This window comes from Bradyrhizobium sp. 604_D8_N2_3, assembly GCF_051810765.1.
Lineage (GTDB): Bacteria > Pseudomonadota > Alphaproteobacteria > Rhizobiales > Xanthobacteraceae > Bradyrhizobium > Bradyrhizobium barranii.
In genome coordinates this window covers 4,127,655-4,142,497 of record NZ_JBPWPM010000001.1, presented here as the reverse complement: position 1 = coordinate 4,142,497, position 14,843 = coordinate 4,127,655, and the positions used below count along the sequence as shown (strand labels likewise).

The window sequence follows — 14,843 nt, the reverse complement described above, 5'->3', positions numbered from 1 at the left end:
TTCCCTACTGCACGAGGCTGGCCGTGCTGGATGCAACCTTGATGAACAGGTTGGTCAGCGCCGCGGAAATGTCGCCACCTGTCTGCACGCTCGCATACAGACCGGGCGATGCGCACGATTGCAGCCGTGTCGCGATCGTGCCGGTTGACGAGGATGGATTGTTGAACTGCGAGATGCGGCTCGTGTACCAGCTGTCGCTCAGCTGCAGATACTCGGTGTAGAGGACCGCGATGCGAATGCCGCGGTTCTTGATCGTCGTGCAGACCGTCGTGTCGAGCGGTTGCTGGCACCGCAAGGTCGTCGAGTTGGCTGTCGGAAGCGCATAGGTGGCATTGGGGTCGCAGGAGCCCCCCGTCTTCGGGATGAGCTTGTCCTCGACGCCGTCGGTGACGAGGAAGACCACTTCCTGCGGCGTATCGCCCGCCTGATTGGTGCCGGTGCCTGGCGCAGGCATCACGGTGTTGACGCCCGTGAGCCCGCCCGAGATATCCGTGCCGTAGTCGGTGGTGTAGGTGCAGTTGCCCTTGCTATCGACAATGGGGCAGTTCTGGTGGTCGACCGTCAGGAGCTGAATGTTGTTGATCTTCGTGGCGGCGGTGTCCGGCGTGGTCAGCACCTGAATCGTGTTGAGGGCGTAGTCGAAGGTGTAGATGGCGGCCTTGTAGGTCGTGTTGTTGAGCGCCGACATGCACTGCATGACGCCGCCCGTCACACCCGCCTGCGGGCACGTCCAGGGTCCCTTCAGCAATTGCGTAACGGCGTTGGTCACGAGATCGATGCGCAGCGTGATGTTGTTTGCGCGTGCGACGGTGAGATTGTCCTTGTTCGTCGAGCTGGCAGTTGCGTTGTTGGGACGCGCCTCATGGCAGGCGAACGAGCAATTCTTCGCGTAGCTGGGCTGGTTCTTCGTGGCCGCGATCATGTTGGTGATGTCGGCCTGCGTCGCAGCAAGCGCCATCGACGGCGAGTCGTCCAGCAGCAGGTAGAAATTCATGTTGGGCGCACTCGACGCCTTCGCCGTTGAGGAGCCAGAGACGTCCCAGGTCTGCTTGCCGAGAACGCTGGGGAAATTATTGACGGACTGCGCGGTGTACGAAACCGTGATGCTTCGTGCGAGGCCGGAATCCGTGACGGTGATGGTCGGCGTCGGCGTCGCCGTCAGACCGGGAAGATTCGCCTTCGCTGCAAAGACGGCTGCGGCGGTCGCCTGGACGACCGTCTTGTCGGTCTGGGTCAGCATCGCCGGCCGCACGGCTGCGATCGCGGCCGCGTCGGCGGCTGCGTTCAGTTGCTCGCGCTTGCGGACGGCCTGCGTGTAGTCGAGCGTCATGCCCAGGAGAAAGACGATCGGGACCATCGTGAGGGCGAAGATGACGGCGATGTTGGCCTTCCGGTCTCTTGCGAAACGGAGCACTACCCGGCGGAGCATGACCTTCATCCTGATTGCCGTCGTGGCGGCAGAGAGCAATTCCTAAAGTCTTTGATCGGGGCAACCGGTGGGATTACCGCTGCCGGTCAGCCCGCCAATCGCAGGCTGGAATATGGATATGGCCTTCTTAATCAACACTTACGGGCAATCCACAAACAGGGAGTGCAACGGAGTGAGATGTTCCATATCGAGAAGACATCATTAACGTCGGTTAAACGCGATCGCAGAGATTGAGGGGTAAGCGGCCTCAGGTGCGGTCGATACGGCCTCAACGCCGGCGCTGGCGGGTGCGTCCGGTGGGCTGCGCAGCATCACCGCGCAGCAGGCACGTCGGTCTGGTTGAGGGCGGCTATGGCACAGAGGCCAAGGCATCATGCCATCATTGGGCATCTGCGCCATCGTCCTCTTCAACTTGCAGAATGGTCTCGGATAGCAGAGCGGCGGCCTTTTGAAGCGGCGCTATGAACCGGTCCAGTTCGGCGAAGCTCACGCGGGCCACCGGTACAGAGACGCCGAGGCAAGCGATCAATTCCCGATCCGGTGACAGAATGGGGACGGCGCACCCCACCACCCCCTTGACGTACTCTTCGTTTGTCTTGGCCCAGCCGCGTTGTCGCGTCTCCTCGAGAACCTTCATCAGCGCGTGGACATCGACGATCGTCGTTTCGGTGAATTTGGTCAGGGGTAGCGCGCGGCACAGCTTCGCCCGGATCCGCTCGGGCAGTCTGCTCATATAGATCTTTCCGGTCGACGTGCAGTGTAACGGCGCCGCTTCCCCCGGATTGAACTGAAGACCTTGCGGCTCCGAAACGCGAACGCTGTCGACATAGGCAACGACGTTGTCGCGTACGACGCCGATCTCACACTGTTCGCCGATTTCTCCCGCGACCGCCCGAAGCACCGCATGCCGCCGCGCAGTACGAAACGCAGCGCCGATGACGGTGGCCGACAGTGTGACGAGCTGGTTGCCCACAACGTACCGCTTGGTACCCAACGCCTTCTGAAGCAATCCGCGGTCTTCGAGGTTTCCGATCAACCTGTGTGCCGTTGGAAGCGGCAGCGAAAGAGCCTTTGCGATCTCCGCGGCCGAGACGGCTTTGCGCTGGTCGGCAACATGCCGAACGATCGCGAAAGCCCGATCCAACGGTCCTTCCTTCCCAATTCGCTTCGTCATGTCCCACCCGGCCAAAACTGGAAGTGAAATCAAGATCAACGGCGAGTATTATCATTTTTCGGAATAAAACATACTGAAATTCGACATAATCGATTGTCGAAATCCTGAAAGCTCATATTCTTGACGTCACCGGCGGTTGACCAGAAATTGTGCAGTGCGGTCTCGCCGTTCCGAAAATCGCGCTCCGCCGCTTGGCCGGGAGCCAAGTTCTGCCGGCGCGCTCAACAGGAGATGTGCATGTCTCGTCATTACGACGTGGACGCCGTGAGGAAGGAATTCCCCGCCGTCGAACGGATGGTCTATCTGGATTCCGGGTTTCAAACGCCGCTCGCGCGTCCCGTGAAGGCCGCGATCGAGCTTTTCCTTCGCGAGGGCTTCGAGACAGCCGGTCCGAAGAGCATCTGGCTCGATCGGGTCGAGCAGACCCGTGCCAAGGTCGCCCGCTTTCTCGGCGTGACGGCGGATGAGATTGCCTTCACGAAAAACACGTCGGAAAGCATGAACATTGCGGCAAACGCACTGCCGCTACAGGCCGGCGACAATGTCCTGATGATCCACGGCGATCACCCGAACAACGCCTACGCGTTCCTCAATCTGCAACGGAAAGGCGTCGAGGTCCGCTTCATCCCAATGACGGAAGTCGTCGACGCCGACAGCTTTGCTCCCTTCATCGACGAAAGGACGCGTGCGATCTCGATGTCGCATGTGACTTTTCACGCCGGTCACCGCTTTGACATCGAGAGCGTCGGCGCGATGTGCGTCAGGAACAAGCTCCACTTCGTGGTGGACGTGATGCAGGCCATCGGAGTCGTGCCTGTTGACGCCAAGGCGATCGGCGCAAGCTTCATCGGCTCCGGCAGCCACAAGGGATTACTGGTTCCGCAAGGGCTCGGGCTGCTCTATTGGGACAAGACGCTCAAAGAGCTCGAGCCGACCTATCTGGCGGCTGCGAGCCTCGCCGAGATCCCGAGCGATCTCATCGCGCGTGCCGACGGGATGGCGCCCTCGCCGGCCGCCAGGCGCTTCGAGCTCGGCAACTTCAATCTGCCCGCAGTCCACGCCCTCGGTGCTTCGCTCGACATGATCGAGCAGATCGGGGTGCAGAACATCCAGAACCACTGCTTCGATCTCGGCGATCACCTGATTGCGCGCCTGGACGAGCTGGGCGTCCGCCTCGTCGGTCCGCGCGAACGCAAGCATCGCGCGCCGCACATCTACGTCATCGCCCTGCCCGCGACAGACTGGCTCGGCCATTTCGAGGAGAACGGCGTGCGCGTGTCGCCCGAACGAGATGGCATTCGCGTCTCGCTCGGCATGTTCAACACCGCCACCGACATCGATCGCCTGATCGACGTCATCCGCCGGCGAGGGCTCGGACGCCCGTCCGTCGCAGCTTGAATCTGACAAACGATGGGAAGGCAAAAACCATGAAGAAGCTCGTTCAGCTCTTGGGACTTCTCCCGGCGCTCCTGGCTGTCAACGCAAGCCCGTCCGCGGCAGCCGACAGCCCGACGCTCGACAAGATCAAATCCAGCGGCTCGATCACGATCGGCTACCGTGAGGCTTCGATACCGTTCTCGTACCTCGGGCCGGACCAGAAGCCGATCGGCTTCTCACTCGACCTCTGCGCGGCGATCGTCGATCGCATCAAGGAGGAGCTGAAGTTGCCCAGCCTGAAGGTCAACTACACGCCGGTGAACTCCTCGAACCGGATTCCCCTGATCCAGAGCGGGACTGTCGACATCGAATGCGGCGGCACCGCCAACGACAAGAAGCGGCAGGAACAGGTCTCGTTCTCGGTCGCAACGTTCGTCAGCCAGCCGCGCTGGCTCGTCAAGGCCGCCAGTGGCGTGAAGACCGCCGGCGACCTGAAAGGCAAGACGGTGGTCGCCACGCAAGGCTCCAACGCGGTGGGTTTCGCACAGAGCGTCAACACCAAGGAGCAGTTCGGCCTCAACATCGTCCAGGCCAAGGACCATGCGGAGTCCTTCCTCATGCTGAACACCGGCCGTGCCGTCGCCTTCATGGAGGACGATATCCTTCTCGCCGGGCTCAAGGCTGCGGCGCCGAATCCGGACGCGCTCCTGTTCCTTTCCGAGGGTTACGCGAAGATCTACTATGGGCTGATGTTCACCAAGGGCGACGCCGGCTTCAAGAGGCTCGTCGACGACGTTCTCTCCAAGCAGATGGCATCCGGCCAATTCGAGAAGACCTACGCGAAATGGTTCACCAGGCCGATCCCGCCCAAGGGTGAGAACCTCGCATTCCCGCTCACCGACGAGTTGATGGAGCGGATCGCACATCCCAGCGATGCCGTCGACTGATTGACGGAGCTGATCGTCCCGGAAAGTCATCCTCGTCCGCACCTGCAACCCGGAGGCTCGCGATGTTCGGAGTGCTTTTTGAACAGGCGGCAGACGGCCAGCGCTATATCGACTGGCTTCTGTCGGGTCTCGGTTGGACCCTGGCTCTGGCCTTCTTCGGCTGGTGGATCGCCTTCGGCATCGGCGTGTTCGTCGGCGTGGGCCGCACGGTCCAGAATCGTTTCGTCTCGATTCCGGCCCGGCTCTACGTCGAGATATTCCGAAACATCCCTGTCCTGGTGCAGATGTTCCTCTGGTACTTTGTTTTCCCGGAGGTGGTGCCGGCCACGCTCGGAAATGCCATCAAGCAGATGCCGCCGCCTTGGGCATCGTTCTTCCCGGCTCTCCTTTGCCTGGGACTCTACACGGCGTCTCGAATAGCCGAGCAGGTCCGGGCCGGCATCGAAGCGCTTCCGAAGGGGCAGATCGAAGCCGCCAACGCTCTCGGCCTCAGCGGCTACCTCACCTATCGCTACGTCGTCGTGCCGCAGGCCTTGCGCCTGATCGTGCCGAGCCTCACCAGCGAGGTGATGGGGATATACAAGAACACCTCCGTCGCACTCACGATCGGCTTGATGGAGCTGACCGCACAGGCGCGCCAGATCAGCGAGGCAACGTTCCAGACATTCTCGGCCTTCGGCGCGGCGACGATCATCTATCTTTGCTTGGCGCTGGTTGCGTATCAGATCATGACACTCATCGACAAGGCCGTCAGGATTCCGGGTAGCACCCCGGTGAAGCTTACTGCTGAACAGGATCTCGCCGCCGACATGCAGCAAGGTAGCGCTCTGCCTGGCGCCATGGAGACCGTGAAATGAATACACTCGATTTCTCGATCGTCGCGCAGTCGTGGCCTTATCTCTGGTCGGGCCTGCTCTTCTCGCTTTCGCTCACGGCGGCCGCATTCGCCATCGGCATGGTGCTCGGAACCTGTCTTGCGCTGGTACAGCACTTCGAGGTCCCGGTGTTCGCCCAGATCGTCCGCGGCTACGTCGCGATCATCCGGTCGATCCCGCTGATCCTGGTTCTCTTCTGGTTCTTCTTCCTGGTGCCGATCGTGCTTGGGCACCTGAGCGGCAACGGCCGCCCGATTCCGATCGGGGCGACCTACACGGCGTTCATCACCTTTGGCTTGTTTGAAGCCGCCTACTACTCCGAGATCATCCGCGTCGGACTGCGGGCCGTGAACAAGGGGCAGTTCGAGGCCTGCCAGGCGCTCGCGCTGTCGACCTACGACACCTACCGCCATGTCGTTCTGCCGCAAGTCCTTCGCGTGGCGAGCCCGATCATCCTGAGCCAGACGATCATCCTGTTTCAGGACACGTCTCTCGTTTACGTGCTGTCGTTGACGGACCTTCTGGGCGCGGCTTCCAAGCTCGCACAGCTCAATGGACGTCTCGTCGAGATGTACCTCGTCGTCGCGGTGGCCTACCTCGCCATCAGCTCGGCGGCCTCCCAGTGCGTCGCCACCCTTCGCAAGCGATACGGCCTTGCCACGGCACGATGATCATCGGGATACCAAACGGCCTCGTATTCGGGAGACGAACATGCCTCAAGCGACTGTCAGCAATGCCACGCAGCCCAGTGCAATCGTCCTCGTCGAGAATGTGATGAAGCGATTCGGCGCATTCAATGCGCTGAACGACGTCAATCTCAGGGTCGGCAAGGGCGAGAAGATCGTGCTGTGCGGCCCCTCGGGCTCCGGCAAGTCGACGCTCATCCGGTGCATCAACCATATCGAGAAACACGACGGCGGCAGGATCGTCGTCGACGGTGTCGAATTGAGCAACCGCATGGCCGACATCAACAGCGTGCGCTGCGAGGTCGGGATGGTCTTTCAGAGCTTCAACCTCTTTCCGCACCTCACGGTCGCCGAGAACTGCATGCTGGCTCCGATCAAGGTTCGCGGCATCTCGCAAGCGGAAGCGCGCGATCGCGCACTCGGCTTGCTGCGGAAGGTCCGCATCCAGGATCAGGCGGACAAGTATCCCGCACAATTGTCGGGTGGCCAGCAGCAACGCGTCGCCATCGCGCGGGCGCTGTGCATGCAGCCCAAGATCATGCTGTTCGACGAACCGACGTCCGCTCTCGACCCCGAGATGGTCAAGGAAGTGCTGGACACCATGGTCGAGCTGGCGCGAGATGGAATGACGATGGTCTGCGTGACGCACGAGATGGGATTCGCCCGCGAGGTCGCCGATCGGGTCGTCTTCATGGATCGCGGAAGCATCGTGGAGGAAGCGGATCCGGAGACATTCTTCCGGGCTCCGCGCACGGAACGGGCGAAGGGCTTCCTGAACCAGATCATCCACTAGGATTCCGCTCGGCCGAGACCAAGCGCCGTCGGTGGCGGCAGCTGCTCGGCGCGTTCGTCCACGGTCCCCCGCTTCGAGACATATTGCCATTAGACTCCCCGCCGCAAACGTGGAGAATACCCCCGCACGTTACGTGCGCAGTGCACACCAAGATGCGCCAGGGGAAACAAAATGCCGGCTGCCTTCCCGTCCTCCCTACCCACCATCCCGACCGCTCCTTTGACCGCCCGGATGCGCGATGCGTTGCGCGCGATCGTCGGCGAGAAGGGCCTGATCGAGGACGAGCACGGCAAGCAGCCGTTCGTGACGGATTGGCGCGGATTGCTGGTTGGCGGCGCGGGCGCCGTCGTTCGTCCTGGCAGTACCGAGGAAGTTTCGAAAGTCGTCCGGCTTTGCCACGAGCACGGCGTCGCGATCGTGCCGCAGGGTGGCAACACCGGTCTGATGGGCGGGGCCACGCCCTGGCCGGCGCACACCGGCATCGTGTTGTCGCTCGGCCGCATGAACCGCGTGCTGGACGTCGATGCCGTCGGCTACGCGATGACCGTCGAGGCCGGCTGCGTTCTCCAGACGCTTCAGGAGACCGCAAGCCGTCACGACAGGTTCCTGCCGCTCAGCCTTGGCGCCCAGGGCTCATGCATGATCGGCGGCAATCTGTCGACGAACGCCGGCGGCGTGCAGGTGCTCCGCTATGGCAATGCCCGCAATCTCGTCTTGGGGCTCGAAGTCGTGCTGGCCAACGGGGACGTCTGGGACGGACTGCGTGCGCTCAAGAAGGACAATACGGGCTACGACCTCAAGCACCTCTTCATGGGCGCCGAGGGAACGCTGGGCATCATCACGAAGGCCGTCCTCAAGCTATGGCCCGCGCCGAAGGACATCTGCACAGCGTGGCTGGCGATCCGCGATCCGCGCGCGGCGCTGGAGATCCTGTCCGAAGCCCATGCGGCATCAGGGGACAATGTCGGCTCCTGCGAGCTGATGAGCCGCAGCGCCATCGACATGGTGCTGCGCCATATTCCCGGCACCCAGGATCCTCTCAAGGCCGACACGCCATGGTACCTCCTGCTCGAATGGTCGTCCTCGCGGGCCCGGCAGGACGGGACCGAGGGCATGACCGAGAAGCTGGAGCAGTTTCTCGCTGATCAGCTCGAGGCCGGCCGCGTGCTCGACGCGGTGATCGCGCACACCGGAAATCAATCGCGCAACATGTGGCGCATCCGGGAAAGCGTCGCCGAGGCCTCCCGTGCCGAGGGGCCGGGACTGAGCTACGACGTGTCGGTGGCCATCTCCAGGATTCCCGGCTTCATCGACCAGGGGCTCAAGGCCGTGCTCGACATTCTCCCGACCATTCGCCCCTATCCTTTGGGGCACATCGGCGACGGCAATCTGCATTTCTCGTTCATGGGCCCCAAAGGCATGGATCAGCAGACGCTGACCCAATATTCGTCCGCCATCACGCGGGCCGTGAACGATCTCATCACTTCCATGGACGGCTCGATCTCGGCGGAGCACGGCATCGGCATCGACAAGCTCGACGAGCTCAGTCACTACCGCTCGAAGACCGAGCTCGACATCATGCGCACCATCAAGCGCGCGCTCGATCCGCAGAACATCATGAATCCAGGCAAGGTGCTGCGGCTGTGATCGACGCCGGATAGCCTCGTCTACAACGATGCCTGCCTTCGCGCGACCTCCACGCGAGCGCCGTAGTCGGACTGGCCAACGGAGAAGTGAAAAAGACTGAGAGCGTCTCGGGTCAGGACCGCGTCGCCGGACGTGAGATGATTGAGGCCAACCCAGCCATCGCGCATCCAGACCACCCCGGGCTTGACGTCGTCGGTGACGCAGGCCTTTGCCGCGAACTCGCCCCGCTGATTGTAAATCCTGATCGCATCCCCGTTGCTGAGCTGACGCGCCTCTGCATCCACCGGCGATATCCAGAGTTGCGGGGCGACATTGTGCTTTGCCAATGCCGGGAGAGCCTGGCCCTCGTCATAGAACGAATGAAAATGTGTCAGCGTCCTTCCGAAGCTCAGCGACAACGGATAAGGCGAAGCTTGGTCGCCGCCGTGCACCGGAAGTGGCGGAAGCCCGAGCCTTGCCGCCTGCGGCGAGCAGAATTCGATCTTCCCGGACGGTGAATCGAATTTCCAATCCGCATAGGCGACCGCGGGCACGTTAAGAGGCAAAAAGCCACCGGCAGCGCGCAGCGACGCAACAGTCGCATGGCCGGTTGTCGTGTCATTCAAGATGACATCGATCACCTCTTCGATCGACGCCCACGGAAAGAAGTCAGCCAGCCCGAGGGAGTGTGCCAAAGAACTCAGGATTTCATAGATCGGGCGCGTCTCTCCCTCTCGCTCCAGTGCTGAATACGGGTGTGACGCGCGCGCCGGGCAATTATGTTGCCATCCTATCAGAGACGGGATAGGTCGGCAGCCCCAATGAGTTCCCCGTTCGCGCCGCTACGGCCGTATCGTCATGTTCTCCGGCGGACGCCGGTGACACACGACCAAGTCCGCTACGGCGCCTCCATCGCACTAACCCACGGCTTCATTCGCCGTTGTTATTCGACACGCCAGCGCTATTGTGCGCGGGCGGCGCAGCCGCGGCATTCATCCAATAATTCAGATTATGGGAGAATCGCATGAAATTCATTACAACCTGGAGTGTACCTCAAGGCACCTTCAATGCGGCCGTCAGCCGTTTTCTGGAAACCGGCGGAGCGCCACCCGAAGGCGTCAAGATGCTGGGCCGGTGGCATGGCATGAACGGACAGGGATTTGCGATCTCTGAATCGAGCGATCCAAAGGCGATGTATCGCTGGCTAGCACAGTGGGCTGACCTGCTCCCATTGACCGTCACACCCTGTCTGGAGGATGGCGACGCAGGCGAAGTGATGGCCTCGCTGCCCAAGCGCTAATCGTCAATCCTCATGTCGCTGCCGCTGAAGACCGGCGGCAGTGACATCCCCGGCAGGTCTAAAATGTCGATCTGTCCGGCCGAAGGCGTGGCCGTTTGCGTGGGGGCTTACAACGAATGTGTTTGCGGGTATTTCGATAGGGCCGTCAGTGACGGCCGCGATTCCTTTAGCGCTCAGGTGGCGGGCGTGGAATCACCCATTGCTCGAGGCGATCGATTGATGCCTCCCGTTCATGCTGGCCCAGCCAAATCGTAAAGAGAACCAGCGCGGCGGCGAGAGCGCCGATGCCGAAATACAGGTTCCTCATGCGCGTTTGAATGCACAGCGCCGGAAATGGTTCCACGCATCACGACTTGCACCGCGCCGCTCCACGAGGAGCGAAGCGACGAAACAATCCAGACTGCCTCCGCGGGTAAAGTCTGGATTGCTTCGCGGAGCCCGTCATCGGGACTTCGCTTCGCGCGCCCCCGGTTGCTCGCCATGACCGCAACCTACGGCCTGATCGAAAAGTTCTCCGGCGGCCCCGCCTTCCGCAACGGCTCGGCCAGCCTTGCGAACTCGCACAGCAGCGACCGCGTCTTCCGGGGATCGATGATCTCCTCGACCCAGAATTTTTCGGCGGAGCGGAACGGCGAGCGTAGCTTGTTCAGCCGTTCCTGGATCTCGTTGAGCTTGCCCGCCTTGTCCTCGGCCGCGTCGATGTCGGCGCGGTAGGCGGCTTCGATGCCGCCTTCCAGCGGCAGCGAGCCCCAATAGGCCGAGGGCCAGGCGTAGCGGATCGAGAAGCGATCGGCGGGCTGATGCACCACGCCGGCGACACCGAAGGCATTGCGCAGGATCACGGTGCACCAGGGCACCGTGGTCTGGTTGACCGCCGCCATGGCACGGACGCCGTGGCGGATAGTGGCCGCCTTTTCGGCATCGAGGCCGATCATGAAGCCCGGGCAGTCCATGAGATAGACGATCGGCAGGTGAAAGGTTTCGGCGAAGTCGACCCAGCGCACCACCTTCTGGCACGCATCCGCGGTCCACGAGCCGCCATAGTGAAAGCTGTCGCTCGCAAGCACCATCACCGCCCTGCCCTCGAGCCGGGCGAGACCGACGATGATTGGCTTGCCGAAATTCTTGGCGACCTCGAAGAACGAGCCCTTGTCGACGACCTGCTCGACGATCGGCCGCATCTTGTAGACCTGCTTGCGGTTGCGCGGCACCGCGTTCATCAGGGCTTCTTCGGTGCGCTCCGGATTGTCGGTGCAGGGCAAGGTCGGCGGCAGCTCGTAGACCGATGACGGCAGATAAGAGAGGAAACGCCGCGCGCAAGCGAACGCCTCTTCTTCCGTATCGACGGCGTGATCGACCGCGCCGGCGCGCGTCTGGATGTCGGCGCCGCCGAGCTCCTCCTTCGAGAGGTCCTGCCCCAGCGCCTTCACCACCGGCGGCCCCGCGACGAACATCGCGGACTTCCGGGTCATGATGGAATAGTGGCTGGCGGCAAGGCGCGCCGCGCCCAAGCCCGCGACCGAGCCGAGACCGAGCGCGACGACCGGCACGCGCGACAAATTCTCCGTCGTGAAGCGATACCAGCGCGTGCCGCCGATGCCGCCCGGCAGATTGGCCGCGCCCTTGGTCTCGATGGTCTTGACCGAGCCGCCGCCGCCGGAGCCCTCGATGATGCGGACGATGGGCAGACGGAAGTCGTGCGCCATCTCCTCCGCCATCAACGGCTTGGCCGAGATCGACGCATCGGCCGAGCCGCCGCGGACGGTGAAATCGTCGCCGACCACGACGACCGTGCGGCCTTCGACGCACGCGCGGCCGAACACGCAGTTCGCCGGCGTCAATTTCTGCAGCTCGCCGCTGGAATCGTACTCACCGATGCCGGAGACGGCACCGATCTCGTGAAAGCTGCCGCTGTCGATCAGTCTGTCGATACGCTCCCGAACAGTCAGTCGGCCCTGGTCATGCTGACGCTTGACCTTGTCAACGCCGCCCATCTCCCGCGCGAAGGCTTCGCGCCGGGCGAGCTCGTCGAGTTCCGGCTTCCAGTTCATTCACTCCCTCCGAATTGATCGGCTTGTTATTGTTATGCACGGCCATTGCGACCGGTTTGCGCGAGATGCGGTTGTTGAAGACGTCGCCTTCCGCGCCCTCCATCAGGCTTCCGAGCGAGCGGCCGAGCGCGACCATCAACGGCGCGACTTCGGCATGCAGACGCTGCTCGTCATACATCGACGACAACAGCCCGATCGTGATGACGACGAAGGTCTGGTATTGCGGCGACCAGATCGGCACCGCGAGGCCGTTGATGTGCGGGCTCCACAGGCCGCAGGCCGTGACGTAACCGCGCTCGAGCAACGACTGCCTGTTGGCCTCGATGCGGGGCCGCAGGATTTTCGCAGCCTCGGGGGCTTCCCGTTCCATGTCCGTAATGAAGGCATCGCCGACTTCAGGCGCTAGCGCCGCCGTGTAGGCCGCGCCCGCGGCCGTCGAGGCCATCGAGATGCGGCTGCCGGTGCCCTCGTGCAGGCCGAGCGCCGAGGCCGAGCGCGCGAACTGCAGATAGACCAGATGGAAGCGATCGGGGACGACGAAGCCGACAGTGCCAGGCAATTGCTCGGCGACTTCCTGGAGTCGCTGCCGGATCATGCTGCGCAGCTGCGCGCCCTTCATCATCGAGGCGCTCATCGCCACCGCGCTCGGACCGATGCGATACTTTTGGTCACGCGGCAGGTAAACCAACTGCCCCATGCGCGTCAGCGTGTGCGTGAGCCGCGACACCGTCGAGCGCGGCAGGCCGCAGCGATTTGAAATCTCGAGATTGCCGAGTCGGGCCTCATGGCCCTCGAAGCATCGCAACACGTCGAACGCGCGCGAAACCACCTGGATGACATCACCCTCGCCGGCATCGCCAGCGAGCGCACCTTGCCTGCTTAACCGCTCTGAACGTCGTCCCATGTTCCCTACCGTTCGTTCCGCTGTGCGGAATTAAATTCCACTTGCAGACGACGCTACCTCAGGCATTTTGCGACGACAACAAAAAGGCGATGGCATGCCAGAAATTAAGATCGTCACGGAGGTCGCGGGTCGCATCTGCGCAACTCCCGTGCAAGTTGGAGGAACCGTCGCTGATGGCGATGACGTTGTAGTCGTCGAGGCCATGAAGATGGAGATACCTGTGCCCTCGCCCGCGAGCGGCACGATCACATCGCTGCTCGTCAAGCTCGACGATGTCGTCGCCGAAGGACAGGCGATCGCGATCGTCGCGAACTGACTGCATTATCCGTGGCTTCCGCGACAATCTGTCTGCCTCATCGCCGCGTTCGCGGTACGGCGTTGCCATCGCCTGATCGCGATGACATGATCTGTTTCAAACAAAAATCTGTTTCAAACAAAGAATGAAACTCTTCGCGGCAAACGCGAGGATCATTGGAGGGAAACATGCTTCGTGGGCTGACCATGCTCGCGCCTGCCTTGGTTGCGGGCATTTCTTTTGCGTCTACACGCTATGCAATCGCCGAAGACATCAAGCTGCCGGCGACATTGACGTTCACCGCCTATGACACCGGCACCGCCGGCTTCAACATCGCGGTCGGCGTCGGCAAAATGATGAAGGACAAATACGGCACCGATGTGCGCGTGCTGCCCGCAGGCAACGACGTCGCGCGGCTTGCACCATTGCGCGCCAAGCGCGCGGCGTCATCCGCGATGGGATCGGGCACCTATTTCGCGCAGGAAGGCGTGTTCGAGTTCGGCTCGAAGGAATGGGGCCCGCAGCCGCTCCAGATCATGCTATCGAGCGTCGATTGCAATTGCGGTTCGCTTGGGGTCGCAGCCGATAGCGGCGTGAAAGATCTGAAAGACCTGAAAGGCAAGCGCGTCGGCTTCGTGGTCGGCTCGCCCGCGCTGAACCAGAACTCGCTCGCGGTGCTCGCCTTCGCAGGCCTGACGCAGAAGGATGTCAAGGTCGTCGAGTTCGCGAGCTACGGCGCGATGTGGAAGGGCCTGATCAACAACGACACCGACGCCGCCTTCGGCACCACCATCACCGGCCCCGCCAAGGAAGCCGAGACCTCGCCGCGCGGTCTGGTCTGGCCGCCGCTGCCCGCCAAGGACAAGGAAGGCTGGGCGCGGATGCAGAAGGTCGGCTCGTTCTTCTTCCCGCAGACCGCAACCTGCGGTGCCGGCATCACCCCGGACAAGCCGATCGAGCTCGGCAACTACCCCTATCCGATCTTCGTCGCCTATGCCTCGCAAGCCCCCGACCAGGTCTATGCGATGACCAAGGCGATGACCGTCAACTACGACGCCTACAAGGACTCCGCGCCCGGCGCCGGCGGGCTCGCCGCCGACCGGCAGACCAAGAACTGGGTGGTGCCCGTGCATCCCGGCGCGGTGAAGGCCTTGAAAGAAGCCGGGCAATGGTCTGACGCTCAGGACGCCCACAACAACAAGCTGTTCAAGCGACAGGAAGTGCTTGGCGCGGCATGGGCGGATTACGGCAAGTCCAATCCGCCGTCGGACGAAAAGGCCTTCCTTGAGGGCTGGATGAAGGCGCGCGCCACGGCGCTGGCCAAGGCCGACATGCCGAACGGGTTTGACTGACCGTCAAGCTGCCTGCCGCAGAACTGTTTGAGGA

The 14,843-nt window shown here is 62.4% G+C and carries 14 protein-coding genes; 9 read left to right on the top strand and 5 right to left on the bottom strand.

The features are described from left to right. Window positions 1–4: 4 nt before the first annotated feature. The gene (locus AB7245_RS19470) at window positions 5–1,429 is read right to left on the bottom strand and encodes a TadE/TadG family type IV pilus assembly protein (RefSeq protein WP_071917521.1); all 1,425 of its coding nucleotides are present in this window, start codon (window positions 1,427–1,429) and stop codon (window positions 5–7) included. A gap of 379 nt (window positions 1,430–1,808) precedes the next feature. Further along, on the bottom strand, window positions 1,809–2,603 hold the full coding sequence (locus AB7245_RS19465; RefSeq protein ID WP_439034678.1) for an IclR family transcriptional regulator: 795 nt from the start codon (window positions 2,601–2,603) through the stop codon (window positions 1,809–1,811). A 237-nt stretch (window positions 2,604–2,840) separates the two neighbouring features. On the opposite strand from AB7245_RS19465, the gene AB7245_RS19460 reads away from it, so the two are divergent. From AB7245_RS19460 to AB7245_RS19435, 6 genes are all read left to right on the top strand, one after another. Then, window positions 2,841–4,001 carry an aminotransferase class V-fold PLP-dependent enzyme gene (locus AB7245_RS19460; RefSeq protein ID WP_439034677.1) on the top strand — a complete coding sequence of 387 codons (1,161 nt, stop codon included), beginning with the start codon at window positions 2,841–2,843 and terminating at the stop codon, window positions 3,999–4,001. A 29-nt stretch (window positions 4,002–4,030) separates the two neighbouring features. Next, window positions 4,031–4,927, top strand: coding sequence for an amino acid ABC transporter substrate-binding protein (locus tag AB7245_RS19455; RefSeq protein ID WP_439034676.1), 897 nt, complete (start codon window positions 4,031–4,033; stop codon window positions 4,925–4,927). A gap of 62 nt (window positions 4,928–4,989) precedes the next feature. Next, window positions 4,990–5,784, top strand: coding sequence for an amino acid ABC transporter permease (locus tag AB7245_RS19450; protein ID WP_439034675.1), 795 nt, complete (start codon window positions 4,990–4,992; stop codon window positions 5,782–5,784). Continuing rightward, complete coding sequence (locus AB7245_RS19445; RefSeq protein ID WP_166095254.1) at window positions 5,781–6,473, top strand: amino acid ABC transporter permease; 693 nt, start codon at window positions 5,781–5,783, stop codon at window positions 6,471–6,473. Before AB7245_RS19450 ends, AB7245_RS19445 begins: the two co-directional genes overlap by 4 nt. 40 nt (window positions 6,474–6,513) lie before the next feature. Continuing rightward, window positions 6,514–7,281, top strand: coding sequence for an amino acid ABC transporter ATP-binding protein (locus AB7245_RS19440; RefSeq protein ID WP_166095239.1), 768 nt, complete (start codon window positions 6,514–6,516; stop codon window positions 7,279–7,281). 171 nt (window positions 7,282–7,452) lie between these two features. Further along, a complete protein-coding gene (locus AB7245_RS19435; protein ID WP_439034674.1) occupies window positions 7,453–8,928 on the top strand; it encodes an FAD-binding oxidoreductase in 1,476 nt (491 codons plus the stop codon). A 20-nt stretch (window positions 8,929–8,948) separates the two neighbouring features. Here the strand turns inward: AB7245_RS19435 and AB7245_RS19430 are convergent, their stop codons facing one another. After that, complete coding sequence (locus tag AB7245_RS19430) at window positions 8,949–9,602, bottom strand: molybdopterin dinucleotide binding domain-containing protein (RefSeq protein WP_439034673.1); 654 nt, start codon at window positions 9,600–9,602, stop codon at window positions 8,949–8,951. Between the two features lie 329 nt (window positions 9,603–9,931). Here AB7245_RS19430 and AB7245_RS19425 point away from each other — a divergent pair, with 329 nt between their 5' ends. Beyond that, window positions 9,932–10,207 carry a DUF3303 domain-containing protein gene (locus tag AB7245_RS19425; protein WP_038941960.1) on the top strand — a complete coding sequence of 92 codons (276 nt, stop codon included), beginning with the start codon at window positions 9,932–9,934 and terminating at the stop codon, window positions 10,205–10,207. Between the two features lie 491 nt (window positions 10,208–10,698). Here the strand turns inward: AB7245_RS19425 and AB7245_RS19420 are convergent, their stop codons facing one another. Together AB7245_RS19420 and AB7245_RS19415 are read right to left on the bottom strand one after the other, a co-directional pair. Continuing rightward, on the bottom strand, window positions 10,699–12,258 hold the full coding sequence (locus AB7245_RS19420) for an acyl-CoA carboxylase subunit beta (protein ID WP_439034672.1): 1,560 nt from the start codon (window positions 12,256–12,258) through the stop codon (window positions 10,699–10,701). Beyond that, entirely contained in the window at window positions 12,188–13,162 is a 975-nt protein-coding gene (locus AB7245_RS19415) for an IclR family transcriptional regulator (protein WP_085401976.1), read from the bottom strand. The genes AB7245_RS19420 and AB7245_RS19415 overlap by 71 nt, the downstream gene beginning before the upstream one ends. A gap of 94 nt (window positions 13,163–13,256) precedes the next feature. On the opposite strand from AB7245_RS19415, the gene AB7245_RS19410 reads away from it, so the two are divergent. Together AB7245_RS19410 and AB7245_RS19405 are read left to right on the top strand one after the other, a co-directional pair. Beyond that, complete coding sequence (locus AB7245_RS19410; RefSeq protein ID WP_014495968.1) at window positions 13,257–13,478, top strand: biotin/lipoyl-containing protein; 222 nt, start codon at window positions 13,257–13,259, stop codon at window positions 13,476–13,478. A 167-nt stretch (window positions 13,479–13,645) separates the two neighbouring features. Continuing rightward, entirely contained in the window at window positions 13,646–14,809 is a 1,164-nt protein-coding gene (locus tag AB7245_RS19405; RefSeq protein ID WP_439034671.1) for a TAXI family TRAP transporter solute-binding subunit, read from the top strand. Window positions 14,810–14,843 lie beyond the last annotated feature (34 nt).

What these genes read in the sequence shown, in the direction of transcription:
- AB7245_RS19470 (WP_071917521.1), bottom strand. Translation starts at nt 1,429, where the DNA reads ATGCTCCGCCGGGTAGTGCTCCGTTTCGCAAGAGACCGGAAGGCCAAC.
- AB7245_RS19440 (WP_166095239.1), top strand. Translation starts at nt 6,514, where the DNA reads ATGCCTCAAGCGACTGTCAGCAATGCCACGCAGCCCAGTGCAATCGTC.
- AB7245_RS19410 (WP_014495968.1), top strand. Translation starts at nt 13,257, where the DNA reads ATGCCAGAAATTAAGATCGTCACGGAGGTCGCGGGTCGCATCTGCGCA.
- AB7245_RS19405 (WP_439034671.1), top strand. Translation starts at nt 13,646, where the DNA reads ATGCTTCGTGGGCTGACCATGCTCGCGCCTGCCTTGGTTGCGGGCATT.
- AB7245_RS19460 (WP_439034677.1), top strand. Translation starts at nt 2,841, where the DNA reads ATGTCTCGTCATTACGACGTGGACGCCGTGAGGAAGGAATTCCCCGCC.
- AB7245_RS19435 (WP_439034674.1), top strand. Translation starts at nt 7,453, where the DNA reads ATGCCGGCTGCCTTCCCGTCCTCCCTACCCACCATCCCGACCGCTCCT.
- AB7245_RS19465 (WP_439034678.1), bottom strand. Translation starts at nt 2,603, where the DNA reads ATGACGAAGCGAATTGGGAAGGAAGGACCGTTGGATCGGGCTTTCGCG.
- AB7245_RS19445 (WP_166095254.1), top strand. Translation starts at nt 5,781, where the DNA reads ATGAATACACTCGATTTCTCGATCGTCGCGCAGTCGTGGCCTTATCTC.
- AB7245_RS19420 (WP_439034672.1), bottom strand. Translation starts at nt 12,258, where the DNA reads ATGAACTGGAAGCCGGAACTCGACGAGCTCGCCCGGCGCGAAGCCTTC.
- AB7245_RS19450 (WP_439034675.1), top strand. Translation starts at nt 4,990, where the DNA reads ATGTTCGGAGTGCTTTTTGAACAGGCGGCAGACGGCCAGCGCTATATC.
- AB7245_RS19455 (WP_439034676.1), top strand. Translation starts at nt 4,031, where the DNA reads ATGAAGAAGCTCGTTCAGCTCTTGGGACTTCTCCCGGCGCTCCTGGCT.
- AB7245_RS19425 (WP_038941960.1), top strand. Translation starts at nt 9,932, where the DNA reads ATGAAATTCATTACAACCTGGAGTGTACCTCAAGGCACCTTCAATGCG.
- AB7245_RS19415 (WP_085401976.1), bottom strand. Translation starts at nt 13,162, where the DNA reads ATGGGACGACGTTCAGAGCGGTTAAGCAGGCAAGGTGCGCTCGCTGGC.